The sequence below is a fragment of the Yersinia artesiana genome (assembly GCF_902726545.1).
Classification (GTDB): Bacteria; Pseudomonadota; Gammaproteobacteria; order Enterobacterales; family Enterobacteriaceae; genus Yersinia; species Yersinia artesiana.
Genome location: NZ_CACVAD010000017.1, coordinates 17946 through 43507, shown reverse-complemented (window position 1 = coordinate 43507; position 25562 = coordinate 17946). Strand labels below are relative to the sequence as shown.

The following is a 25562-nucleotide window of genomic DNA, read 5'->3' as shown; positions in this document are numbered from 1 at the left end:
CTTATTACGTGGAGAATTGCTAATGAAATGGCTGGAAGAATCAATCATGGTCAAACGCGGTGTCGGTGCAGGACGTAAACCGGTGACCCATCATTTGACGGAAGAGATGCAAAAAGAGTTTCACTACACCATTGGCCCCTACTCGACGCCAGTATTGACCATTGAACCGGGTGATCGGGTAATTGTCGATACACGAGATGCTTTCGAAGGCGCGATTAGCTCGGAGCAAGATATTCCGAGCCAACTGCTCAAAATGCCTTTTCTCAATCCACAGAATGGCCCGATCATGGTCAATGGTGCCGAGAAAGGTGATGTGATTGCGGTCTATATCGAATCCATGTTGCCGCGTGGTGTGAATCCGCACGGTATTTGCGCCATGATCCCGCATTTTGGTGGGCTGACCGGCACAGACTTGACCGCCATGCTCAATGATCCACTGCCAGAAAAAGTGCGCATGATTAAGCTCGACAGCGAAAAAGTCTACTGGAGCGAGCGCCATACCCTGCCCTATAAGCCACATATCGGCACCCTAAGTGTGTCGCCTGAAATTGACTCAATCAATTCTCTGACGCCGGATAATCACGGCGGGAATATGGATGTACCGGATATCGGGCCGGGCAGCATTACCTATCTGCCAGTGCGTGCCCCCGGCGGCCGGCTGTTTATTGGTGATGCCCATGCCTGTCAGGGGGATGGCGAGATTTGCGGGACCGCCGTGGAGTTTGCCTCAATCACCACTATCAAAGTGGATCTGATTAAAAACTGGCAGCTCTCCTGGCCGCGCATGGAAAACTCAGAAACCATCATGAGTATCGGCAGTGCCCGCCCATTAGAGGATGCCACCCGTATTGCTTATCGTGACCTGATCTACTGGTTGGTGGCCGATTTTGGCTTTGAACAATGGGATGCCTACATGCTGCTGAGTCAATGCGGCAAAGTGCGGCTGGGTAATATGGTTGACCCGAAATACACCGTCGGCGCGATGCTGAATAAAGAGTTGTTAGCGCAATAATCCCTACCCCCGGTATAGGCCGGGGTGTTATGCGCATTCGCACAATCATCCTTTTCATAGTGTAAGCAGGTGCATATGGGTTCAGATACCCCGGTCAATATTGGCTTACTGTACTCCTTCACGGGTGTAACAGCGGCTCAAGAACTGTCGCAATGGCGCGGGGCAACTCAAGCAATTGCTGAAATTAACCAAAATGGCGGCATCAACGGCCGGCCACTCAATGCGATTCATTTTGACCCGCAATCTGACGATACACAGTTCCGAGCGCTGGCCGAGCAATTGATCGTCGAGCATGAGGTTAATGTGATTTTTGGCGGCTACACCTCCAGTAGCCGTAAAGCCATGTCGCCAGTAGTAGAAAAATATCGGCGCTTGCTGTTCTATTCGCAACTGTATGAAGGTTTTGAGTTTTCTGACAATATTTTCTATGGCGGTGCCGCACCTAATCAAAACTGCGTGCAATTGGCAGACTATCTGACCGGCCAGTTTGGCGCGCGCGTCTATCTGATTGGTTCGCGCTATATCTATCCCTATGAATGTAACCGCAATATGCAGGAGTTAATTCTGCAACGCCATGATGGTGCGGTGATTGGTGAGCGCTATCTTGATCTGAATGCACCTTATGAGGCTTTCCTGCCCATTATTGAAGAGATAGCCAAAAAACAGCCGGATTTCATCTTCAGTACCGTGGTCGGGCAGACGGTCCCTTTCTTGTATCAAGCTTATCAGGCCGCCGGGCTGGATCCGAGCCGTATGCCCATTGGCAGCCTGAATACATCAGAAACTGAGATTGCCATTATGGGGGCAGAAATAGCACAAGGTCATTTCAGCTCAGCCCCCTACTTCCAAAGCATCGGCACCACAGCCAATCAAGCGGCGCTCAAACAATTTCATCAACAATTCGGGCCGGAGCTCACTACCGACATGAATTGGGAGGCCACTTACAGCCAGGTGCATCTGTTTGCCAAAGCAATGGCCGAATGTGGCAGTGACCATATCTATCCACTTTCTGCGGCACTGCGCGGTAGCCAATTCGATGCACCACAAGGCCGCATTCGTATTGACCCACTGAATCAACATACCGGGCTGTATCCGCGCATTGGTATGGCGAATGAAAGTGGGCAATTTACTATCGTGCAGGAATCTCGCCGTATCGTCGAACCCGACCCCTATATGACTAATCAGATTCAGGGCGATTGGGTGACGAAACTCACGACAGTGGGGTATCCACATGCGACCTAGCGACAGCAGAATCAGTGCGACAGCCCTATTACTCAGCCGCGGGGTCCGCTGTGTGGTGCTACATCCCGATGACGAAGATGGCGAAACACTCACCAATCATCTGCGCCGAATGGGGTTTAAGGTGCAAGCCTTCTGGCCGATCCCCGAGCAACTACCTGCTGATACCGATCTTATTTTCTATGCATTACAGTCAGATAAGCCAGAGCCAGATGTGTCATGGCTCGATCATAGCAAACACGCCCTGATTGCGGTTATCGCCTATGAAAACCCGACGTTTATTGACCAGGCCCTCAACATGGGCGCTGGCAGCACGATAACCACCCCGATTCGCGCCTCTGGTTTGCTCTCGGCCATGGTGTTTGCGCTGCACCATGCCCAGCAGCAGCGGCAGATGAGTGATCGCATCGAGCGGCTGGAAAAAAAAGTACTGGGCATCCGCCAGGTGAGTGAAGCCAAGGCCATTCTGATGCGGATGCACAGTATTGGTGAAGAACAGGCTTACGAGATCCTGCGCCATCAGGCTATGGACAAGCGCATCACGGTTGAAGAGATCTCATGCGCGCTGATTCAGGCCAATGATATTTTCTCCTGGACCACCCCAGGAGCCGTCAATAGCCGCAAGAACTGAGTCTACATTGCCCGGGGATCCCCGAGCATAGCATTCATTATTTATGAGGATAATCATGTCACTAGCCCCTTATCTTGCCGCCGCTATTCAGTTTGAGCCTTTAATGTTTGCCAAAGAAGCGAATCTACGTCAGTTACTGGTATTGGTAGAACAAGCGGCACAGAAAGGTGCGCGTCTGATTACCACGCCAGAAATGGCGACCACTGGCTACTGTTGGTTTGACAGACAAGAAATTGCACCGATGGTCGAAACGGTTCCTGGCGAGAGCACCGCTCGCTTCACCGAATTAGCTCAGCGTTATCAATGTTATATCGTATTAGGTATGCCCGAAGTGGACCCACAAACAGCGCTGTATTACAACAGTGCGGTATTAATCGGGCCGCAGGGGGTTATTGGCTGTCATCGCAAAAGTCACCCTTATATTTCAGAACCCAAGTGGGCGGCGGCAGGGGATGTCGGGCATCAAGTGTTTGATACCCCGCTGGGGCGTATTGGCATGCTGGTGTGTATGGATATTCATTTCCCCGAGACCGCCCGTTTGCTGGCGCTGGATGGCGTTGACGTGATTTGTCATATCAGTAACTGGCTGGCGGAGCGCACTCCGGCCCCATACTGGATCAGCCGGGCAATGGAAAATGGCTGCTATTTACTGGAGAGCAACCGCTGGGGATTAGAGCGCGGCGTCCAATTTAGCGGTGGCAGTTGCATCATTGAGCCTGATGGCAACATCGCTGCGGTGGTAGATAACGGCGACGGGATTGCTTATGCCGAAATTGATATCAACCGCAGCCGCCAGCGCCGGGTGTTAGGCGAATTAGTGTTTGATCAACGCCGCCCTGACTATTATCACTCGCTATTAAGTGACAGTTTTTTATGGAACCCACAGGATTTCTTTGGTCTTTATGGGCGACAGCCTTTGCCGCCAGGCAAACAGAGCCGTATCACGGTGGCGCAATTCTGCTCAACTGCACAGGTAGAGGACAATCTGGCGACGATAATCGCCATGACAGAGGAAGCTGTTTTACAACAAGGCAGTGAACTTATTGTGTTCCCGGAGTTAGCCCTGACCGGTTATCTCGCCGGTACGGTGAATGCTCAAACCCAAGATGGCCCCGCCGTGCAGGCTCTGGCCCGCCTCGCTATGACATTACGGGTCTATCTGGTGGTGGGAATGGCGGAAAAACAGCAGGATAAATATTACAACACGCAGATTCTGTTTGGCCCGGAGGGGGTCATCGGCACTTATCGGCAAATACATCTTTCTCAAGCACAGCAACAGTGGGCTAGCGCGGGAGAGCACTGGCGTGTATTTGATACGGCGCTCGGCAGAATCGGATTGTTGCTGGGTCATGATACATTGTTACCCGAATCAGCGCGCATTTTGGCCCTGATGGGTTGCGATATTATCGCCTGTTCCGCCGCCCTTCCCGCCGGTTTTACTGCCGCGCATCAGGGCAGCGCTGTGGTGCAAAACTACCCTATCCCAACCGGAGCCGATCCGTTGCATTGGCACTTATTCAGAACCCGTGCCGGGGAAAATAACCTTTATCTGGCCTTTGCCAATGCGATAGATAACAGCAACGAACAGGGGGGATATAGCGGCATATTCGGGCCGGAAACCTTTACTTTCCCGCGCCATGAACAGCTACTTTGGCAAGAAACGCAAACCGTCACACAAACCATTGATACCCACTCTCTCGCAGGCAGCCCTTATCCAACCAATGTGGTGCGCCGTAAAGATTTGGTCGCCATGCGCCAACCCCATCACTACAAACCTTTGCTGAATTAACGCCCTTCGCTGACAACTCTCGACTCAATCAGTCGGGAGTTGTTCGCTTACACCGCCACTTTGCACATATGTGCAAAAGCCACCACATCACGCAAAATAAAAATGTGATCAGAATCCAAAATTTGTCCGGAATAAAGTGAACGAACACAAAAATCACTTTTCTATTTAATTAATATAAATCAAAACATTAAAGATATTTGCACACTTGTGCGATATCAGAAATTAATTTCATCGATACTATCAGGGAATTATTGTGCAATTTCAGAGAGGGTCGTTATTTTGTGCTTTTGACTTAAAAAATAGAAAGTGATTATATCAGGTCATAAATAACTTAATGACATTTGCACAAATGTGCAAGAGGCTGAAATGGAAAAGAGCGATGATCTACGCCTGATGGTGAAAATTGCACAAATGTATTACGAGCAAAATTTCACGCAAGCTGAGATAGCGCGGGCGCTGGGAATTTATCGCACCAGTATCAGCCGCATGCTGAAGAAAGTACGCGAACAAGGCATTGTCACTATTTCAATCAACTACAACTATAACGAAAATCTGTTATTGGAACAGCAGTTGAAGTCGCGCTTTAAATTACGCGAAGCAATCGTCGTTTCTTGCGAGCAAGACCAATCACCGGAACAACAACTGATTCTGATGGCAAAACAGTGTAGCGCACTGCTAAACCGGATTATTGAAAATGGCGATATTCTGGGCTTCTCCTGGGGCAGTGCTATTGCCACGCTGGTTGAGCAAATGGATACCTCGCCGGTATCGCGCCAATTAACCTGTATCCCAATGGTCGGCGGCCCTTCAGGTAAATTGGAAAGCCGCTTTCATGTGAATACACTGGTCTACAGCGCCGCGATGAAATTAAAAGGTGAGTCATTGCTGATCGATTTCCCGGCAATTTTGGAAGAGAGTGTTATTCGCGATGGAATTGTGCAATCTCAGCATTATCAGGCTATTGCAGATTATTGGCAGCGGCTGGATATCGCCATATTTGGTATTGGTTCACCTAATATTTCTGGCAATTCTACCTGGCGTGCCTTTTATGGCAGCGATGTAATTGATCACTTTAATGACCGACAGGTTGCCGGTGATATCTGTTCACGTTTTTATGATTTACAAGGTAATCCGGTTGAAACTTATATCTCGGATAAAACCATTACCATTCAATTAGACAAAATTAAAAAAGCACGTTATTCCATTGGGATTGCGCACTCCCATGAAAAAATCAGCGGGATCATCGGCGCTATTAAAGGAAAATATATTAATAGTTTGGTGACCACTAAAGAAACTGCCGAGGAGATACTGGCACTCACCGTATAAATTATAAATAAGGGGGAATATTTCCCCAAATAGCTCACCACAACATTATAAATGACGCGATTGCGTGTGTGGCTGAGTATTGTCCAAATTCAGGCTAACAGGAGACATAATGGTTAACGTCATTTTTTGTGCTCACGGTGACTTAGCGGTTTCAATGCTCAATTCCGTCAATATGGTATATGGCGAAACACAGAATATTACCCCGCTGCTGTTTAACCGAGGTGAGAATGCCGAAAATTTAGTGAATAAAATGCAGGATGTCATGGCAAAGAATCAACATGACTCCTGGCTCATTGCCGTCGATTTGCAAGGTGGCAGCCCTTATAACGCCGCCGCGCGTCTGGCATTCAGTGATAGTCGTATTCAGGTTATCAGTGGATTATCGCTACCATTAGCACTGGAAATTGCCGATAACCAGCAAGTGATGGCGGCAGAAGAGCTGACAGACTATTTACTCGACATTGGTACACAGTGCGTGCAGTCATTCCGTCACCAACAAAATAACGAGGAAGAAGAGGCTGACTTTATATGAAAATCAATCTGGCAAGAATTGACGACCGGCTGATTCATGGTCAGGTCACCACGGTTTGGGCCAAAGAAGCTAAAGCCGGGCGTATTATTATTTGTAGTGACGACGTTTATAACGATGAAATTCGGAAAACATTATTAAAACAGGCAGCACCACCGGGAATCAAAGTGAATGTGGTGAATATTGAAAAGGCGGTAGCGGTTTATCACAACCCAAATTATATCAATGACACTGTATTTTATTTATTTACCAATCCAACAGATGTTTTACGATTAGTAGATCAGGGTGTGAAAATTGATGTTATTAATATTGGCGGCATGGCCTTTAAACATGGAAAAACACAATTAACCAAAGCGGTATCAGTTGATCAAAATGACATTAATGCTTTTTATGCATTAGCAGAGCGCGGTGTTCATTTAGATTTACGGGTAGTCACTTCCGATCCTGATGTGGATGTGATTAAAAAATTACGCGAGTTGGAGTCTAAATAATGACACTTCACTTGAAATATAAGTAATAACCCAGGCTTTATTAAATATTTAAATCCGATTACTTAACCTGGTCAATACAATTATTTAGTTATAACCCACGGCTATGTAGCCATGGGAATGTATTGTCCAAAGGGGTCCACCATGGAAATAAGCTTACTACAAATAATCTTAATATTTATTTTCTCATGCATTGCCGGTATCGGCAGCGTATTGGATGAATTCCAAACTCACCGACCATTAATTGCCTGCACCATTACCGGGTTGATTCTGGGTGATATGACCACCGGCGTTATCCTCGGCGGTACGCTGGAGTTAATTGCCCTTGGTTGGATGAACGTCGGTGCTGCGCAATCCCCAGACTCCGCGCTCGCCAGTATTATCTCAACCATTCTGGTCATTGTCGGTCATCAGAATATTGCCACCGGTATTGCTATTGCCCTGCCGGTAGCCGCAGCAGGTCAGGTACTGACTGTCTTTGCCCGCACCATCACCGTGGCGTTCCAACACGCCGCCGACCGGGCCGCAGAAAAAGCCAATTTCGCCATGATTGATTTTATGCATGTGTCGGCATTGCTGGTTCAGGCCATGCGGGTCGCCATTCCGGTCTTAATCGTCTCCATCTTCGTCAGCGCCGATACCGTTAGCCATATGCTTAACGCGATTCCAACGGTGGTGACTCATGGGTTGCAAATTGCCGGCGGGTTTATCGTCGTCGTCGGTTACGCCATGGTGCTCAACATGATGGGCGTGAAATACCTTATGCCCTTCTTCTTCCTCGGTTTTATTGTCGGCGGTTACCTCGGATTCAGCCTGCTCGCGTTCGGTGGTATCGGTCTGATCATTGCCTTGCTGTATATCCAGTTAAACCCGCTTTATCAGAAACCGGCAGCGCCTGTAGCGCAAGCCAACCAAGCCAAACTTGATGAATTAGAAGATTAGGAGACGCCGACATGACCATATTAAACAAGCGATTAACCCGGTCTGATCTGTTTAAAATGTTTTTACGCAGCAACTTGCAACAGGCCTCTTTTAACTATGAACGTATTCACGGCCTGGGTTTCTGCTATGACATGGTGCCCGCAATCAAGCGTTTGTATCCGCTGAAAGAAGACCAAATTGCCGCATTGAAACGCCATTTAGTGTTTTTTAACACTACACCGGCAGTCTGCGGGCCGGTGATCGGCGTCACCGCCGCCATGGAAGAAGCACGGGCCAATGGCGCTGACATTGATGAGGGTGCGATCAATAGCTTGAAAGTTGGGCTGATGGGGCCGCTGGCCGGGGTCGGTGACCCACTGATTTGGGGCACCTTGCGCCCCATCACTGCCGCCTTGGGGGCTTCGCTGGCACTGAACGGCAATGTGCTAGGGCCGATTCTCTTCTTCTTGTCCTTCAACTCAGTGCGCCTGGCTCTGAAATGGTTCGGCCTGCAATACGGTTTCACCAAGGGCATCAATATCGTCAAAGACCTTGGCGGAAATGTACTGCAAAAACTGACCGAGGGTGCCTCGATTTTGGGCTTGTTTATCATGGGGGTATTGGTCACCAAATGGACCAGTATCAATGTGCCGCTGGTGATATCAAAAACACCGGGCCACGACGGCACGACAGTAACCATGACCGTACAAAACATTCTCGATCAGCTGTGCCCTGGTTTATTGGCTCTGGGTCTTACTCTATTAATGATGCGTTTGCTTAAACGCAAAATTAACCCTATCTGGCTCATCTTCTCCCTGTTTGGCCTCGGAATTGTAGGCTCATGGCTTGGCATTCTTTCCTAATTAATGCCGGGGAGTTTTTTTATTCGATCTGTTGTTTTTATATTTAAAAGATAATTGAGGTGGTTCCACATGAAAACTAAAGCACTACGTTTATATGGTAAAAATGACCTACGTCTGGAAAGTTTTGATTTACCAGAAATAGGCGACGATGAAATACTGGCAACGGTGGTGACCGACAGTATTTGCCTCTCTTCGTGGAAAGAAGCCAATTTAGGCGCTGACCATAAAAAAGTACCGGATAATGTGGCAGAAAATCCCATTATTATTGGTCATGAATTTTGCGGTGATATTCTGCAAGTCGGTAAGAAATGGCAGCATAAATTCAAACCCGGTAGCCGTTATGTGATTCAGGCTAATTTGCAATTACCCGACCGCCCAGATTGCCCCGGATATTCTTTCCCCTATGTTGGCGGTGAGGCCACCCATGTGGTTATTCCCAACGAAGTGATGGAACAAGATTGTTTGCTGCCATATGAAGGTGAAAGTTATTTTGAAGGTTCATTGGTCGAGCCGCTTTCTTGTGTTATCGGTGCATTTAATGCCAATTATCATCTGGTTCCCGGCACTTATCAGCATAAAATGGGAATCAAGCCTGGCGGTAATGTGTTGATTCTTGGCGGTACCGGCCCGATGGGGTTATTAGCCATTGATTACGCGCTGCACGGGCCAGTTAATCCGCAATTATTGGTAATTACCGACCGCCACCAGCAAAAGCTGGATTATGCCGCCCGCTTATATCCGAGTGAACCTCAGACTCAAGTGCATTATCTCAATACCAAACAAACTGATGATCAGTTTGAACGTTTAATGGCCCTGACCGAGGGTAAAGGTTATGACGATATCTTTGTGTTCGTCCCTTCAACTGAATTGGTCACATTGGCTTCAAGCCTATTAGCACCCGATGGCTGCTTTAATTTCTTTGCCGGCCCACAGGATAAGAATTTTATGGCGTCGGTTAATTTCTACGATATCCATTACTCCTTTACCCATTATGTTGGTACCTCAGGTGGCAATACTGACGACATGAGAGAAGCGGTGAAGTTAATTGAAGCGAAGAAAGTGAATGCCGGAAAAGTGGTATCTCATATTCTTGGTCTAAATGACGCCGCAGAAACTACGTTGAATTTACCGCACATTATCGGTGGCAAGAAGTTGGTTTACACTGGCAAAAATATGCCGCTGACGTCATTAAGTGAACTGATGAGCCACCAGCAAGATTCGCCGTTATTACAAGAACTACAGGCTATTTTGCGTAAAACTGACGGGTTGTGGTCAAAAGCAGCTGAAGATTTTGTTTTAGCTCACGCCCAAGAGATTTAACCTGTTGAGTGAGGGCGGAAAATATATCGCCGCCCTCAACTCACTCCCCCGGCAGATGTTTTGCCGTTGACTCATCAGTGGTCGCATCATTCTCGACAGCACTTAGTAGCACATCCAACAAGCCGGGGAAGCGGGCATCAATATCATCACGTCGCAGTGATAATAAACTCTCACGCCCGCATGGTCGTTGCCAGATAACACCACTTTCACGTAGTACCCGCCAATGATGGGTTAAGGTCGATTTAGATAGCCCGTGCACCAAAGTGCCACATGCATGTTCGCCCCCCGCTGCCAGTCTGCGTACCACCGCCAACCGCAGCGGATTACCTAAAGCCGTCAGCACATTTTCCAAACGGATCTGCTCACGCTCAGGGTGATTTGCAATCATAGTGTTCCTATTAATAAGTGACAGTCAGCAGGGAAATCCCCCACCAAACTACCGGGTTCGGCCATATCAAACGGCCCTTAGCGGGCGGCAATATAGCCTATACTCCCTTTTGACCCTACTAATAATTCTAGCGCAATGATGGAAGCACCTTCAGTCATCGCTCTTCACTATTATTGCATAGTTTCAGAACAAATAATTAAATTGTACGTGTATATTCGAACAATGGGACTATACTAGTGGCGATCACATGATCATTAGCAGCAATGCTGAACTTAAACCAACAACTTCCCGGTAGGGCATCAAACCGCCCACCCCGAAATTGCCATTATCATTTAAGGACTTAATATGGCACGTAAAACTCCTATCGAGCGCTATCGCAACATCGGTATCTCCGCCCACATCGACGCTGGTAAAACCACCACTACCGAGCGCATTTTGTTCTACACCGGCGTCAGTCATAAGCTGGGTGAAGTGCATGATGGTGGCGCGACAACTGACTGGATGGCGCAGGAGCAGGAACGTGGCATTACCATTACATCGGCTGCCGTGACCTGCTTTTGGAAAGGTATGGACAGAACCTTACCTGAGCACCGTATCAATATTATCGACACCCCCGGACACGTGGATTTCACCATTGAGGTGGAACGCTCCATGCGGGTGCTTGATGGTGCGGTCATGGTGTATGACGCGGTCGGTGGTGTGCAGCCACAATCCGAAACCGTCTGGCGGCAGGCCAATAAATACCGGGTTCCACGTCTGGCATTCGTTAATAAAATGGACCGCCCCGGCGCTGATTTTTTCCGCGTACGCCAGATGATGATTGATCGTCTGAAAGCTAATCCAGTGCCCATTGTGATTCCGATCGGCAGTGAAGATCACTTTACTGGTGTGGTGGATTTACGACTTATGCGCGCCATTATCTGGGATGAAGCGTCTCAAGGCATGACATTTAGCTATGAGCCAATTCCGGAAAACTTGCTGGCGACGGCCAATGAGTGGCGCGAGAAAATGGTCTCCGAGGCGGCTGAAGCTTCGGAAGCGCTGATGACAGAATATCTGGAAACCGGTGACCTGACGGTGAATGAAATCACCCAAGGTCTGCGTATTCGGACCATTGCTGGTGAAATCCAGCCCATGCTGTGCGGCAGTGCCTTTAAGAACAAAGGTGTGCAGCGCATGTTGGATGCGGTGGTTGAATTGATGCCATCACCGGTGGATATTCCGCCAGTCAGTGGCACCGATGAAGACGGCAACGAAGTCAGCCGTAAAGCCGATGATAATGAAAAATTCTCGGCGCTGGCGTTCAAATTAATGACCGACCCGTATGTCGGTCAATTGACTTTCGTGCGCGTCTATTCCGGCGTACTGAGCAAAGGCGACAGTGTTTACAACCCAATTCGTGGTAAGAAAGAGCGCATTGGCCGTATTGTTCAGATGCATGCCAATAACCGGATTGAAGTGGATGAAATCCGTGCCGGTGATATCGCGGCTTGTGTGGGGTTGAAGGATGTCACCACCGGGGAAACCCTGTGCGACCCGGATGCAGTGATTACGCTGGTGCGCATGGAATTCCCTGAGCCGGTGATTTCGCAAGCCATTGAGCCGAAGACCAAGGCGGACCAGGAGAAAATGGGGATCGCATTGCAACGGCTGGCATCGGAAGACCCATCATTCCGCATTCGTACTGATGAAGAATCGGGCCAGACCATTATCTCCGGTATGGGTGAGCTGCATCTGGAAATCATTGTTGACCGCATGAAACGTGAGTTCGGTGTGGAAGCCAATATCGGTAAACCGCAGGTGACTTATCGTGAAACAGTGCGTAAGACAGTGACCGATGTAGAAGGTAAATTCGTCCGTCAGTCTGGTGGTAAAGGGCAATATGGCCATGTGGTCTTTACCCTCGAACCCCAGGAGCCGGGTAGCGGTGTTGCTTTTGTCGATGCCACGAAAGGCGGCGTGGTGCCGCGTGAGTTTATCGGAGCGGTCGAAAAAGGTGTGCTCGAAGCTACCAATACCGGGGTTTTGGCCGGTTATCCGGTGGTGGATGTGAAGGTCACTCTGACATTCGGCTCCTACCACGAAGTCGATTCATCGGAATTGGCGTTTAAAATGGCCGCCATCTTTGGTTTCAAAGAAGCCGCCAAACGCGCCTCGCCGGTGATTCTGGAGCCAGTGATGAGTGTCGAGGTGGAAACACCGGAAGAATATGCCGGTAATGTGATGGGCGACCTTTCCTCTCGTCGTGGCCTGGTGCAAGGGATGGAAGAGATGATCGGTGGCGGGAAAATTATCCGTGCCGAAGTGCCGTTATCCGAAATGTTCGGCTACTCCACTGTGCTGCGTTCCATGTCACAAGGTCGTGCAACTTATACCATGGAATTCAAGCATTACGCTGAAGCACCACGTAATGTTGCCGATGCCATTATTGCGGCGCGGGGTAATAGAAGCTAACCGTCGCTATGAAGTTCAGACCAAGCCGCCATTGGAGTTTTCCCAGTGGCGGTTTTTTAATGACCAGAAAACAGCCAACACACCTGCAACATGAAAGATGACATCCATATACCATTCTCCTATAGCTTTCGTGGTGCAGGCAGGCGGCAAATAAGAGCATCCCGATGAGCTTACTCAAGTAAGTGATTCGGGTGTTCGAATGTAGCCAACACACCTGCAGCGGGAAAGATGACGGAGAATTAAAAGGTCACCGGCGTATTCACCCACAACACCTTAGCTACTGATTCACCAATATTGCGATAACCATGCGGCACATTACTGGGAAAATAAAAAGAATCGCCCGCGCTGAGGGTATAGGTTTCTTCACCTAAATACAGGGCGATTGCCCCTTCCAGCACGTATCCCATCTCCTCACCGTGGTGTTCTATCTGCCCATCACTGGCGACACCTGGCTCAATGATATGAATGTTTCCCTGCAACAACCCACCTTTGTGGTGATGCGTCAGGTTTTCCAGCGCAATGCCACCTTTCTTATTACGGTGTACAAACCGTTTACGAATGCGTTGTTCCGGTTTCAACACCGGTGAGTCTGCCACCCAACTTTCGGCCATCAAATCCGAAATATTGGTTTCCAAAGCGCTGGCGAGCCGATGCAACATAGCCAGCGAGGGCGACGCTACCTCATTTTCCAGTTTCGACAATAAACTCTCTGAGCATCCCACTTTGAGCGCCAACTGCTTTAGCGTGATGTCCTGCGCCACACGGGCATGACGTAAACGCATCCCTAAATCAGATAAAACAAAACCGCCGTTATCGCCGTTTTTTTTCATAAGTTGATATCTGCTGCTCAAAGAAACTCAAACACCCGGCGTATCCTTGCCGGGCAACGTTATCGCACCATTACTCAGAGACGCTAAAATGCACATCCTGCGGGTTACAGCCATTGATTGGCACAATGTCTTGCGGGCAAGCAGACATCACAACAATGCACTCCAGCTCAGCGCGGATCTCGACATAATCACCCGCTTTGCTCACCGTCGGTAACCAGGAAATGGTGTAATCCGGATTGACGGGCGTATTCATCCACAGGTTCAAGGGTTGTGGCACTTCACGCGCGCGCAGCCCGATCGCATTCAACGCTAAGCGCATATTATCGGCACAACTGTCGTGGTATTCAGTGATCCCCATGTTGCTATAGCGATAAAGGTCACAAGCCGCAATCAGCGTGTCATGCACACCCGGTGAGGTATCAGTTAGCAATGTGCCGATGACGCGGCGCTGATTGGTGACCAGTGCATCTCCCGGCTGAGGAATGATTTTATCAATAAATGCACGAGTGTGTTCCATTGATGAGAACTCACTCAGATCGGCGCTATTAAATAACCAGGTGTCACACACCTGACTGCCGGGAGTGTTGATAATGCGGATAACCTGCCCTTTTTTTAAGCGCACCGCCCGACCACAGCGGGCAGGAACGGTATACACTTCGCCAATCACTGGCGTCCCATCAGCAGAAATGGGCGAGGATAACGTGGCATTAGTGCCCAGCGCGCTACCGTTGTCTTTTTCACAGCAAGCAGGATAAGTGTGGGTGCTCATGAGTAACTCCTATGGGTTGATTTGCCAGTTCTGTCAGGCAACAGGCTAAAGCCTTCGCGCCGAGGTACAGATACTGAGGGTCTGTATATTCAGCCGGGTTATGACTGATGCCGTTATGGCTGGGAACGAAAAACATACTGGTCGGGCAATGACTGGCCAGATGCATCGCATCGTGAAATGCACCGGAAGTCAGCGTCGCGGTTTCGATCTCTAATGCCTGGGTGCAAGCATATTGTTGTGCCAATAGCTGTGTATTGAAGGCCACCGGTGCATGACTGAATACGCACTCAACTACCACGTTATCCGCAGCTATCTGCTGCATCCAATCATCAAACTGCGCTAATACCGTAGGATTGGCATGGCGGAAATCGAGGGTGAAGGTGGCACGACCGGCAATGGTGTTAATGGCATTTGGCTCAATCTCCCAGCGGCCAAAAGTCAGACGTAATTCATCTGCTGGCAGTGCGGTAGCTCGTTGTTCCAGTTGCTGAACTGTCTGGCGAGCCAGTGACATCGCATCCCGGCGATCCGCCATCGGCGTGGTGCCAGCATGGGCCGATTGTCCCAGACAGGTGACCTGATACCAACGCACGCCCTGGATACCTTGCACCAGTGCTAATGGCTGATTGGCTTGCTCCAGTACCGGCCCCTGCTCGATATGCAACTCGACAAAAGCCGCCAAGGGCAAGGTGGTACGGCGAGGTAAATGCGGGAAACGCTGATGGCAGCGTGCCAGCGCCTGCAATAAAATCTCGCCCAGTGCATCCTGATTATTCAGATAATTTGCCAAACGCTGCGGTTGCACAAAGACACTCGATCCCATAGCTCCGGGAGAAAATCGGCTGCCCTCTTCGTTCATCCAAACCGCCACTTCAATCGGGCGCAAAGTAGTGACGCCGGCCTGAGCCAGAGCGCTCAAACACTCCATACCGGCAATGACGCCATAGCAACCATCCAGATTGCCGCCGCAGGGTTGAGTATCAATATGGCTGCCCGTAACGACCGGCGGTAAGTCCTCACGACCGGCGCGGCGAATAAACAGATTAGCGCAGTCATCAGTCATCACTTCGCAGCCTAATGTATAGGCCCAATCAATGAGCCAAGCGCGGGCATCTAGCTCTTCGGCGGATAAAGCTTGTCGATTAACACCGCCATTCTCCAACGCACCAAAGCGGGCTAGTTGCGCCAATTTGCTCATTAAGCGCTGTTGGCTAATATGACCGGCAACCTGAACACCTGTGCGATTAAGCATGTCCGGCCTCCGCTTCATCCAGTTGCAGTGGCCGTTTAAACCACGGCGCAAGAAATGATTTCAACCGGTCAGTCTGCGGTTGGCGGAATAAAGTCGCGGGCGCACCACTTTCAACAATTGAGCCGTCAGCCATAAACACCACGCGGGACGAAATTTTTGCAGCGAACGACATTTCATGTGTCACCATCACCATGGTCATACCGTTGTTTGCCAGTGCCTTAATCACATCCAGCACCTCTTCCACCCGCTCAGGGTCAAGGGCGGAGGTCGGCTCATCAAGTAACAATAACTCCGGCTCCAGAGCCAATGCTCTGGCAATGCCCACCCGCTGCTGCTGCCCGCCGGATAATCGTGACGGGCGAGCTTGCGCCTTATCCGACATCCCGACCTGAGCCAATGCTGCGGCCGCTTTTTTGCGTGCTTCATCGCGTGACAGTTTTTTCCCCAGAATCAAGGGCGCACAGACATTTTCCAGCACCGTCATGTGCGGCCACAGATTGAATTGCTGGAATACCATTGCCAGTGGGCGGCGCACCTCGGCAATTAACGCCGCGCTATCCCGGTGTTTTGCTTCACGCCCTGCACTGCTATAACCCAGTAATTGCCCCTTGATCAGAACTTCACCCTCGTCATAGGCTTCGAGGAAATTCATGCACCGCAGCGCGGTGGTTTTCCCTGAACCAGAGGGGCCGATTAAGGTGACAATTTCACCAGCATTGACCGTCAAATTAATTCCTGCCAACACCCGATTAGCCGCAAAGGATTTGCCTAACTGGCGTAATTCAATAATGGGTTCGTGACTCGTCATATTATCCCTCTATGGCCTGATGGCTGAGTAAGCGCACACCAACACTGACACCTTGCGCCAGCAGCCAATAACTGAGGATCAACAGGGTATAAGGCACAATATAGGTGTAGGTGTTGGCGACTATCTGCCCAGTGGTCATGGTCAACTCCGGCACCGTGATAATCGATGCCACGGCGCTCTCTTTAATGGTCAAAATGAACTGGTTACCCAACAGCGGTAAGCTAAAGCGCAAAGCTTGCGGCGTCTGGATGTGCCAAAAGCTTTTCCACGCTGAAATATCATGTACTTGTGCCGCTTCCAGTTGCCCGTGCCCGATGCTTTTCCACGCGGTGCGGAAGATTTCGCCAAAATAAGCAGAGCTGTAAATGGCCAGCGATATCACTGTGGCCTCAACTGCACTCAGCGTCACACCAATAGCGGGTAAACCGAAATAAAACACCGCTAGCTGCGCCAGATAAGGTGTGCCGCGAATCAGCCACACATAGGTGCGCCATGGCCAGAACAACCAACGGCTATGGCGGCACACCGCCTGCAAGATAAACCCGGCAAAAGCCCCGATGATCGCCGCACTCATACTGATACCCAGCGTGACACCCAATGCGCGAGCAAAGTCCGGCAGATAAAGGAAGAAATCGTTCATCGGCTCTCCTTATGCCAGCGCCGTTCAACATAGTTGCCTAACAGTGCCAACAAGCTGGTCAGCACCAGATAAGACAATGCAATCGCGATATACACCTCTAATGGGCGGTAGGTCGCCGATGCCAACTGCTGCCCCACCCGCATCAAATCGGTGATGGCGATGACCGATACCACTGCCGAGGCCTTAATCACATCAATTAGCTCTGAAATCAGTGATGGCAAGGTCAGGCGCAACACTTGTGGAATTTGGATATGCCACAAGGTCTGGCGCGGGCTTAATCCGCACATTGCCGCCGCTTCTAACTGCCCTGGCGGGATAGCATTAAAACCACTGCGTAAGATTTGTGATTGATAGGCTGCGGTATTGAGTGTGAGTGCCAACACCGCAGCCAGATAACCGGGAAGTGACAATCCCAACTCCCCCGGCAGGTAAAAACACAATAGAACCTGAGCCAGAACCGGCGTGCCGCGAAACAAACTGATATAGATACGGGCGAACCCTCTTCCCAATCGTGAGCGGCCGCTTTCCATCAGGTAAATCACCACACCGATAAAGAAACCGGCCACAATAGCCACGATGCACAGTGAGGCGGTGGTCACCGCGCCGTCTATCAACATCGGCAGCCACGACCTCAGTAATTGGAAAAATTCCCCCATCATCACTCCTCTTACAAACTCGGTGCTGGCATCTGATCAGCCGGAACATCCATCACAAAGCCGAACCATTTCTGCTGTAATGCTTTCATGGTGCCGTCGCGGTTAGCTTCACTGATGCCATCGCTGAACAATTTCACCAAGGTTGCACTGTCATCACCTTTACGCCCAACCCAGCCAAAATAGGTGGTTGGCCCTAACATGGGTTTCAGGGTGGTAAAGACGCCCGGACGGGCTTTGATCAGTGGGCCAAGGTTGGCGAGTGATTGGGCGACACCATCCAGACGCTGGTTCGCCAGATCTGCATAGGCTTCGTCGAAAGAGACATACTGTTTAATTTCTTTGATGCCCGGCTTACCGCTGGCTTTCAGTTTTTTATCAAACTCTTGCAACACCTGGAGCTGCCCCGAACCGGCTTGAGAGCCGACCACTTTGCCACTCAAGTCATCTAACGAATTGATAGAGCTATCGTTGTCACGCTTGAGTAGCGCTACAGTCGATTCGGCAATCGGCACAGTAAACGCGAAGTGATCCATGCGCTGTTTGTTCACCGTCACGGCGGTGACGACAAAATCGAATTTCTTGGCATCAAGGCCGGGCAAGATGCCCTGGAAAGGTAAATCAAGTTGCTTAACTTCAACACCCGGTAGGCTTTTCTGCAAAATATGATTCATTAAATCAACGTCATACCCCACAATCTTGCCATTCTCTACCGACTCAAAAGGTGCATAACGCGCTTCAGTTGCAATGGTTATCGTCTTATCGGCTTTAATTTTGTCCAGCAAATCTGCGCTGTGAACCGCGCCAGAGAATACGCTGGCAGCACACAGCATTGCCCAGCACAGAGGTATCGCCTGTTTACGTCGTGTCATGATTGCCGCCCCATTTAAAGTAGTGTGAAGTGTATTCAAGTAACTTGAATGTAATGACATAAGCATGAACTGTGCCAGTGAGGGCCAAGGGAGAGAATAAGTGAAAGGAGTTGTCAGTAACTGACTGTAGTTAAAGCTCTATTTTTATTTAGCGCTGAATAATAAGCATGGGTAGGACAAAGAAAGAGTAGGAAAGTGATTGAGTCAGTGCAGGTTAAACGCACAGAAAAAGTGCAAATTTGCGCTTTTTCTGTGCAGAGGAAGAAAATCAGATTTTGCCGGTCGCGAGGTACTTCTCCATCTCTTCAACCGGTACCATACCGCCACCTGTCGCCCAAACCAGATGGGTCGCATTACGCATTTTCTCGGCGCTAAAATGATTCTGTTCTAAATAATCTGAACTGCTGCTAACCCGCGCCGGGCCTGGCATACCCGCTAATGCTGACGGCTCCAGTCGAATACCTTCATACTGATTGAGTAAACCGAGCAGGTCATACATTTCGGCATCACTTAAGGTATAGAAACCATCCAGTAAATGCTCCATAGCCCGACCAACAAAGCCGGATGCCCGTCCGACGGCCAAACCATCTGCGGCAGTAATGTTATCAATACCAATGTCTTGCACAGCAATGCCATCATGCAAACCGGTATAAACACCCAATAACATGCACGGCGAATGAGTTGGCTCGGCAAAAATACAATGCACATGGTCACCGAAGGCCAGTTTCAATCCGAACGCCACCCCGCCAGGGCCTCCGCCCACACCACAGGGGAGATAAACAAATAACGGATGATTTTCATCTACCACTATCTGCTGCGCGGCGAACTGCTGTTTCAACCGGCCGCCCGCCACCGAATACCCCAAGAATAAGGTGGGTGAATTCTCATCATCAATAAAGAAGCAATTTGGATCAGACTCCGCCTGCTTGCGCCCCTGCGCCACTGCCACCCCATAGTCCTGTGCATACTCAACCACATTGACGCCATGTTCGCGCAGTTTACGTTTTTTCCATTCACGGGCATCAGCCGACATATGCACACTGACACTGAACCCCAACTTGGCACTCATGATGCCAATCGACATCCCCAAATTGCCGGTCGACCCTACCGCAATGCGGTATTGGCTGAAGAACTGGCGAAAATCATCGGAAAACAACTTGCTGTAATCATCGCTTTCTTGCAATAAACCAGCCTGTAGCGCCAGTTTTTCCGCATGGGTTAATACTTCATAAATGCCACCACGGGCTTTAATGGAGCCGGAAATAGGCAAGTGACTGTCTTTCTTTAACAGTAAGCGACCCGTTATCTCCACCCCATAGCGCTGTTGCATGGCATTCTGCATGGCAGGGATAGCCACAATGTCCGACTCGATAATGCCCTTTGTTTTTTGTGTTTCAGGAAATGCCAGGCACAAATAAGGGGCAAAACGTCGCAACCGGGCCTCGGCATCGGCAACATCCTGCTGCGATAACCCGACATAAGGCAGCCCCTTCTCAAGGGTGGTCGCCTGCGGATTAAACCACGTCACTTCTTCCAGATTGATAAGATTTTTGACCAATGGATAGTCGGTAATTAATTTATCAATTTCAGTGCTGTTCATTGAATGTCTCTTTTCGATCATATGATGTAAGAAAGCAGAAAAGTGGTACCCAATGCAATCACCGCCGCGATAAAGGTCGCGGCCAGCCCAACGACCAAGCCGTAAACAATCACTGTACCAATATCAGCCCCTAAACATATATAACTGCCGGATGTATCGGTACCACGCAATGCATCACAATCAATAGACTAAGGCTATCTCAATGATAGGCAAAGCTGCCCCACTAGCTTGATAAAGGTCAACCATCACTCAGCACCGCCCAGAGATAATCCCATTTAATAAATAAGGTTATTGACAGGATAAAAACCATAAATGTGAAAGCGACTGACCGCTTTCCACACAACAAAGGAGTGCTGCTGTGATAAGAAAATGGCTAATTGGCGGAGGTATATTAATAATTGCAGGTTATCTGGGCGTAGCAGGTTATATCTACATGACAGATAACGCCCGCAGTAACGCATTAATCAGCGAGGAAAAACAATTAACCAATGAGTCGTCCCCTTCTGTAAGCAATACAAAAATAACCAACCAACAGATCAGTCATCTGTTTTATCAAAAAGGCTGCGATTATTGCCACACCAGCAGTGCCTCCCTGCCGTTTTATTCCGCTATTCCAGGTGTAAAACAGTTAATGGATTATGATATTCAACAAGGTAGCCAATATTTCTCACTGGAACCAACCTTATTGGCTATTAAAGATAATCGTGCCGTACCAGAAGCAGATTTAGCAAAAATAGAATCGGCCATTGCGCGCGAACAAATGCCACCACAGCGTTTTGCCGCTTTGCACTGGGCTTCGAGTATCAATGCTGAAGAAAGAAACCAAATTCTCGATTGGGTTAAATCACAACGGGCGGAACATTTCCCTTCAACCAGCAGCAGTGACCTGCAACATCTCACCTTGCAACCGCTGCCGGATGCATTGCCTGTCGACAGTAAAAAAGTGGCATTGGGTTCTCGCTTATTCCACGATCCACGGTTGTCCAGTGATAACACCGTATCTTGCGCCAGCTGCCATCTGCTCACCAAAGGTGGGGTCGATAATCTGGCAACCTCAACCGGTGTTGATGGTCAGAAAGGCGGAATTAATGCGCCAACAGTTTTCAACGCTGTATTCAATGTGAATCAATTCTGGGATGGCCGCGCCGTTGATTTACAACAACAAGCCGGTGGCCCGCCACTGAATCCGGTAGAAATGGCATCAGCCTCGTGGGATGACATCATTGGTAAACTGCAACAGGATGCCCAGTTAACACAGGAGTTTATTCAGGTTTATCCGCAGGGCTATTCTGAACACAATATTACTGACGCCATTGCTGAATTTGAGAAAACGCTGACCACACCAAATAGCCCTTTTGACCGTTATTTGAAAGGTGATGCCAATGCCCTCACCGCCAGCCAGAAAAACGGCCTGGCATTATTCCAGAAAAATAAATGCGATACCTGCCATGTGGGTAAAAATATTGGCGGGCAGTCGTATGACCTGATGGGACTAAAAGGCAATTACTTTGCTGACCGGCCAAAAGAACTGACGGCGGATGACCAGGGGCGTTTTAATGTCACCAAAGACCCGCGCGATATGCACCGTTTTAAAACACCGGGCCTGCGTAACATTGCTCTGACAGCCCCTTATTTCCACGACGCTCAAGCTGAGAATCTAAATCAAGCGGTTGAAATGATGTTGAAATATCAGGTGGGCACTAGCCTGCCATCACAAGATATTAACGATATCGTCGCTTTCCTTGAAAGCCTGACCGGAGAATATATTCCTCACCAATAACGAGAATTCATATATCAATATCCGCAGTACAAATTAGCTGCGGATATTTTCCCTCCTGGTATTTTGTCTATTTATTCATCACAAACATTCAAAATAATCAAATCCAGTCAGATTTAATTAATAAATTTTAACTAAGAATTTTCTTGTAACTTGCTGGTAAAAATGAATTTATGCTAAAAGGATTGCTTAAAAATATAGCCACACGTTATGCTCGTTTACACATATAACAAAATGTAACATGATATTCTGTAGGGGAAGTTAGTATGGACCGTCGTACACTTTTAAAATCATCGGGTTTACTGTTGGGTGGATTAACGTTAGGTACTGTTATTCCTGGTGTTCAAGCAAAGAATTCTAAAACAACCTCACAAATATTAATACCAAGTGAACAGCAGCCACTACTACTTAACTTTAATGAAAACTCGCTAGGTATGTCACCGAAAGCGCATCAAGCTATTATTGACGCTCTGCCAATGGCATTTCGTTATCCCGATGCGGCTCGCGAGCAATTAATAACTAATATTGCCGCTGAGTATCAGCTTAAAACTGAAAATATCTCTCTGGGAAATGGTTCCTCAGAAACTATCCAGGCAATAATACAAGCGGCAATTCATCAAGCCGAACGTGATAACAAGCCCATTCAACTCGTGGTACCGGATCCAACCTTTAACTATGCAGAGTTGTATGCCAAGCCTTTTGGCATCCCTATTGAGAAAGTTGTTCTAACCAAAGAAATGGCATTTGACCTGCCCGCCATGCAAAAAAAAGTGGCAGATTTCAATGGCTGTTCGATTGTCTATCTGTGTAATCCAAATAACCCGACAGCGACCATTACTCCAGCAGATCTTATTACTGCATGGGTGAAAAAGGCCACGCCAGAGACACTGTTCATCATTGATGAAGCCTATGCTGAGTTTGTTAGCAATCCTGCATTCAGTAGCGCTATTTCACTGGTTCAGGCCGGTCACAAAAATGTGTTAGTGACTCGAACATTCTCAAAAATATTTGCGCTGGCTGGCCTGAGGATCGGCTATGGCATCGCACATCCAGAACTGATTTCGATGGTGGAAAACTTTGTCTCTCTGGATAACACCAATATCGCCGGAGCTGTCGCAGCATTAGCCTCGTTGCAGGATAAGCCTTTTGTACAATATAGTCGCCAGTCGACCGATCAGGCTCGGCGCATCGTGACTCAGGCACTTGATCAACTGAAATTGGCCTACCTCCCCTCTGAGGCAAACTTTATATTTCATCAAGTGACAGGAGATGTAAAAACTTATCAAAACCGCATGAAACAATATCATGTGTTTGTCGGGCGTGAATTCCCTCCTGCCGTTGGCTGGAATCGCCTTACACTAGGAACACCAGAAGAGATGATAGCATTTGTTACTATCTTGAAAATGTTCCGCAGCAAAGGTTGGGTATAGCGGATATTATCCAATTCCATCGGCTACCAAAGGGAAGGTGTGATTGCCTTCCAGATTATCCGAGTAGCGACTTTTAATTGCCAGCTTAGCTGGGCTGGCACTTGCGTATAACTTTAATGGCATTACCCTCCATGGCAATTTTTATGGCGATATTAAGCCGTCAACCCACCATCTAGCACCAAGGTCTGCCCGGTCATATAACGGCTGTCATTGCCAATCATAAAGGCGCTGACGCGCGCGACTTCTTGCGCATTACCTAAACGGCGTAATGGTATCTGCTTACGTAATCCTTTTAGGGTATCAGCAGGCATGTCGCGGGTCATATCGCTGTCGATAACGCCTGGCAACAGGCAGTTAACGCGAATATTAAAACGCCCCATTTCCAGCGCCAGCGAACGGCCCAGACCAATCAGCGCTGCTTTACTGGCACCATAGGCACTCTGGCCGATATTACCTTTAATCGCGGTCACCGAAGACATCAGTAACACTGCGCCCTCGCCCTGCATCATCATTTGCGGCAAGACATGCTTATTCCAATAGAAAACCGCATTCAGATTGGTATCCAGCACACTGCGCCAGTTATCACCATTTTGCTGAATATGTAAGCTGTCGCCAGTAATGCCAGCATTATGAATTATCGCGCCCGGTGGGCCATACTTTTCCAGCAATTGCGGTGCCAGTGCATCGACATCCGCTTCATTGCTGCCATCACAGCGATAGCTGCGCACCTTGCCAGCTAACCCTTCACAACTTGTAATGACATCGCAGCTCTGCTGTTCACCGTTGCGCCAGGTAAAAACAACATCCCACTCTTTGGCCAGCTCTTCGACCAATGCGCGGCCAATACCGCGGCTGCCACCGGTAATTAATACCCATTGCCTGCTCATAATATTATTGCTTCTGCTCGGCCAACTTCTGGCAAAGCTCTCCTAAAGTCATGTCCGGATTTTCCATAAACATCTCAGCGTTCAGCGTAGCGCTGAATTCACGCTTTGCCAGTACCATCAATTCGACATAATCCAGGCTGTCGAGTTTGAGTTGGTGCAGTGGCATCTCTGGTGACAGTGCCGACATTTCCAGATCTTTGGCGTCACACAACATTTCACATACGGTGTCATAAACTTGTTGATACTTTTCCATGGTCTTATCCTTTTTAATGCGCAGCTAACGGCCACGTTTTCAATGTTACTGCTGTGGTAATTAATGGCCCTAAGTCTGAACGGGCCGCAATAGCCGCACGCAATACCCAGCCATCAGTAGGATTACCGACAATCAGGGTCGGTTCGATGGCGTAGTGCAGTGCACTGCGAACAAATACATTTGGATGATTGATGTGCAGTAAATCTGTACTGAAATGCACATCATGGTGAGTCTGGATAACCGGCACCGACTTGAAAACATCAATCAAGGTTTCAGCCTCAATCCCCGGTAATACTTGTTTAGCCGTTGCCAGTGTTTGCGGCGCGGCCACCAACAGTTTGAATAATAGGGCATCGAAAAATCCCCAACATTCAGCCGGTTGTGATGCATCGCCCAGGAATTGCTGGCTGAACTGGAAAACGTCATCTGCAGATAAAGAAACCCATTCAGTGCCCGTTTGCACCAGTGCCGGCGCACTGCGCAGTTTGCCGGTAAAACAACTTGCACCGCTGCCAATATCCATCAGATTGCCGCTCACCTGCCCTGCCACTGCGCTGAGTTGTAGCTGATACGAGGTATGACACTGTACCGGCTGACGTAAGCGGGCGTTAAAACGCAGGAATTCGGCGTCCGGCAATAGCGGTAATAACGCCGTGCTGAGCTGATATTTGATATCCAGCATGGCGCGCATACCGTGAACAGTCAGTTGCTCCTGCCCCAGATGCTGCGCATGTTGCAGGTCAAAATGGATCGGGTTGTAATCACCGGAAAATTCAGCCCAACGCTCGGCGTCGTTGAGGCTGTAGTGGTAGTTAAAAGTCGAGTTCATAC

The 25562-nt window shown here is 49.0% G+C and carries 25 protein-coding genes; 13 read left to right on the top strand and 12 right to left on the bottom strand.

The genetic code is table 11. The annotated features are described in order from the left end of the window. The first annotated feature begins 22 nt into the window (after window positions 1–22). The 10 genes from HU019_RS07805 to HU019_RS07760 all read left to right on the top strand — a co-directional run bounded on the left by HU019_RS07805 (window position 23) and on the right by HU019_RS07760 (window position 10118). Window positions 23–1012: an acetamidase/formamidase family protein gene (locus tag HU019_RS07805; RefSeq protein ID WP_174848992.1), complete on the top strand. Its 990-nt coding sequence runs from the start codon at window positions 23–25 to the stop codon at window positions 1010–1012. 75 nt (window positions 1013–1087) lie between these two features. Continuing rightward, complete coding sequence (locus HU019_RS07800) at window positions 1088–2254, top strand: transporter substrate-binding domain-containing protein (RefSeq protein ID WP_174848993.1); 1167 nt, start codon at window positions 1088–1090, stop codon at window positions 2252–2254. Beyond that, window positions 2244–2882: an ANTAR domain-containing response regulator gene (locus HU019_RS07795; RefSeq protein ID WP_174848994.1), complete on the top strand. Its 639-nt coding sequence runs from the start codon at window positions 2244–2246 to the stop codon at window positions 2880–2882. The genes HU019_RS07800 and HU019_RS07795 overlap by 11 nt, the downstream gene beginning before the upstream one ends. Before the next feature lie 55 nt (window positions 2883–2937). After that, the gene (locus HU019_RS07790; protein ID WP_174848995.1) at window positions 2938–4671 is read left to right on the top strand and encodes a nitrilase-related carbon-nitrogen hydrolase; all 1734 of its coding nucleotides are present in this window, start codon (window positions 2938–2940) and stop codon (window positions 4669–4671) included. A gap of 366 nt (window positions 4672–5037) precedes the next feature. Beyond that, the gene (locus tag HU019_RS07785) at window positions 5038–5997 is read left to right on the top strand and encodes a sugar-binding transcriptional regulator (RefSeq protein WP_050076048.1); all 960 of its coding nucleotides are present in this window, start codon (window positions 5038–5040) and stop codon (window positions 5995–5997) included. Window positions 5998–6106: 109 nt separating this feature from the next. After that, a complete protein-coding gene (locus tag HU019_RS07780) occupies window positions 6107–6529 on the top strand; it encodes a PTS sugar transporter subunit IIA (RefSeq protein WP_019083899.1) in 423 nt (140 codons plus the stop codon). Then, complete coding sequence (locus HU019_RS07775; protein WP_019080401.1) at window positions 6526–7017, top strand: mannose/fructose/sorbose PTS transporter subunit IIB; 492 nt, start codon at window positions 6526–6528, stop codon at window positions 7015–7017. The genes HU019_RS07780 and HU019_RS07775 overlap by 4 nt, the downstream gene beginning before the upstream one ends. Window positions 7018–7158: 141 nt before the next feature. Continuing rightward, entirely contained in the window at window positions 7159–7956 is a 798-nt protein-coding gene (locus HU019_RS07770) for a PTS mannose/fructose/sorbose transporter subunit IIC (protein ID WP_050076043.1), read from the top strand. 11 nt (window positions 7957–7967) lie between these two features. Continuing rightward, entirely contained in the window at window positions 7968–8798 is an 831-nt protein-coding gene (locus HU019_RS07765; RefSeq protein ID WP_392432167.1) for a PTS system mannose/fructose/sorbose family transporter subunit IID, read from the top strand. 69 nt (window positions 8799–8867) lie between these two features. Continuing rightward, on the top strand, window positions 8868–10118 hold the full coding sequence (locus HU019_RS07760; protein ID WP_174848996.1) for a zinc-binding dehydrogenase: 1251 nt from the start codon (window positions 8868–8870) through the stop codon (window positions 10116–10118). A gap of 40 nt (window positions 10119–10158) precedes the next feature. Here HU019_RS07760 and HU019_RS07755 read toward each other — a convergent pair whose 3' ends face one another. Continuing rightward, entirely contained in the window at window positions 10159–10506 is a 348-nt protein-coding gene (locus HU019_RS07755; RefSeq protein ID WP_005167372.1) for an ArsR/SmtB family transcription factor, read from the bottom strand. Window positions 10507–10851: 345 nt separating this feature from the next. Between HU019_RS07755 and fusA the strand changes: the two genes are divergently transcribed. After that, window positions 10852–12960 carry an elongation factor G gene (gene fusA, locus HU019_RS07750; protein ID WP_174848997.1) on the top strand — a complete coding sequence of 703 codons (2109 nt, stop codon included), beginning with the start codon at window positions 10852–10854 and terminating at the stop codon, window positions 12958–12960. 239 nt (window positions 12961–13199) lie between these two features. Here fusA and HU019_RS07745 read toward each other — a convergent pair whose 3' ends face one another. From HU019_RS07745 to HU019_RS07710, 8 genes are all read right to left on the bottom strand, one after another. Continuing rightward, on the bottom strand, window positions 13200–13790 hold the full coding sequence (locus tag HU019_RS07745) for a cupin domain-containing protein (protein ID WP_174848998.1): 591 nt from the start codon (window positions 13788–13790) through the stop codon (window positions 13200–13202). Window positions 13791–13860: 70 nt separating this feature from the next. Next, on the bottom strand, window positions 13861–14559 hold the full coding sequence (locus HU019_RS07740; RefSeq protein ID WP_174848999.1) for a DUF1989 domain-containing protein: 699 nt from the start codon (window positions 14557–14559) through the stop codon (window positions 13861–13863). Continuing rightward, on the bottom strand, window positions 14528–15811 hold the full coding sequence (locus tag HU019_RS07735; RefSeq protein WP_174849000.1) for a M20 family metallo-hydrolase: 1284 nt from the start codon (window positions 15809–15811) through the stop codon (window positions 14528–14530). The genes HU019_RS07740 and HU019_RS07735 overlap by 32 nt, the downstream gene beginning before the upstream one ends. Further along, window positions 15804–16619 carry an amino acid ABC transporter ATP-binding protein gene (locus tag HU019_RS07730; protein WP_174849001.1) on the bottom strand — a complete coding sequence of 272 codons (816 nt, stop codon included), beginning with the start codon at window positions 16617–16619 and terminating at the stop codon, window positions 15804–15806. The genes HU019_RS07735 and HU019_RS07730 overlap by 8 nt, the downstream gene beginning before the upstream one ends. A gap of 1 nt (window position 16620) precedes the next feature. Then, window positions 16621–17259: an amino acid ABC transporter permease gene (locus HU019_RS07725; protein WP_174849002.1), complete on the bottom strand. Its 639-nt coding sequence runs from the start codon at window positions 17257–17259 to the stop codon at window positions 16621–16623. Beyond that, complete coding sequence (locus tag HU019_RS07720; RefSeq protein WP_174849003.1) at window positions 17256–17918, bottom strand: amino acid ABC transporter permease; 663 nt, start codon at window positions 17916–17918, stop codon at window positions 17256–17258. The genes HU019_RS07725 and HU019_RS07720 overlap by 4 nt, the downstream gene beginning before the upstream one ends. 8 nt (window positions 17919–17926) lie before the next feature. Then, window positions 17927–18784: a transporter substrate-binding domain-containing protein gene (locus tag HU019_RS07715; RefSeq protein ID WP_174849004.1), complete on the bottom strand. Its 858-nt coding sequence runs from the start codon at window positions 18782–18784 to the stop codon at window positions 17927–17929. Window positions 18785–19052: 268 nt separating this feature from the next. After that, a complete protein-coding gene (locus HU019_RS07710; RefSeq protein ID WP_174849005.1) occupies window positions 19053–20384 on the bottom strand; it encodes a D-serine ammonia-lyase in 1332 nt (443 codons plus the stop codon). A 358-nt stretch (window positions 20385–20742) separates the two neighbouring features. Between HU019_RS07710 and HU019_RS07705 the strand changes: the two genes are divergently transcribed. Together HU019_RS07705 and HU019_RS07700 are read left to right on the top strand one after the other, a co-directional pair. Then, window positions 20743–22164 carry a cytochrome c peroxidase gene (locus tag HU019_RS07705; protein WP_174849006.1) on the top strand — a complete coding sequence of 474 codons (1422 nt, stop codon included), beginning with the start codon at window positions 20743–20745 and terminating at the stop codon, window positions 22162–22164. Between the two features lie 263 nt (window positions 22165–22427). Next, a complete protein-coding gene (locus HU019_RS07700; RefSeq protein WP_174849007.1) occupies window positions 22428–23591 on the top strand; it encodes a pyridoxal phosphate-dependent aminotransferase in 1164 nt (387 codons plus the stop codon). 152 nt (window positions 23592–23743) lie between these two features. On the opposite strand, the gene HU019_RS07695 is transcribed toward HU019_RS07700, so the two are convergent. Genes HU019_RS07695 through HU019_RS07685 form a run of 3 tightly spaced genes read right to left on the bottom strand, consistent with a single transcriptional unit; the run spans window position 23744 to window position 25560 of the window. Further along, a complete protein-coding gene (locus HU019_RS07695) occupies window positions 23744–24478 on the bottom strand; it encodes an SDR family NAD(P)-dependent oxidoreductase (RefSeq protein WP_174849008.1) in 735 nt (244 codons plus the stop codon). Window positions 24479–24482: 4 nt separating this feature from the next. Next, window positions 24483–24731 carry an acyl carrier protein gene (locus HU019_RS07690; protein WP_174849009.1) on the bottom strand — a complete coding sequence of 83 codons (249 nt, stop codon included), beginning with the start codon at window positions 24729–24731 and terminating at the stop codon, window positions 24483–24485. A gap of 13 nt (window positions 24732–24744) precedes the next feature. Further along, the gene (locus HU019_RS07685) at window positions 24745–25560 is read right to left on the bottom strand and encodes a hotdog family protein (protein ID WP_174849010.1); all 816 of its coding nucleotides are present in this window, start codon (window positions 25558–25560) and stop codon (window positions 24745–24747) included. Window positions 25561–25562: the final 2 nt, after the last annotated feature.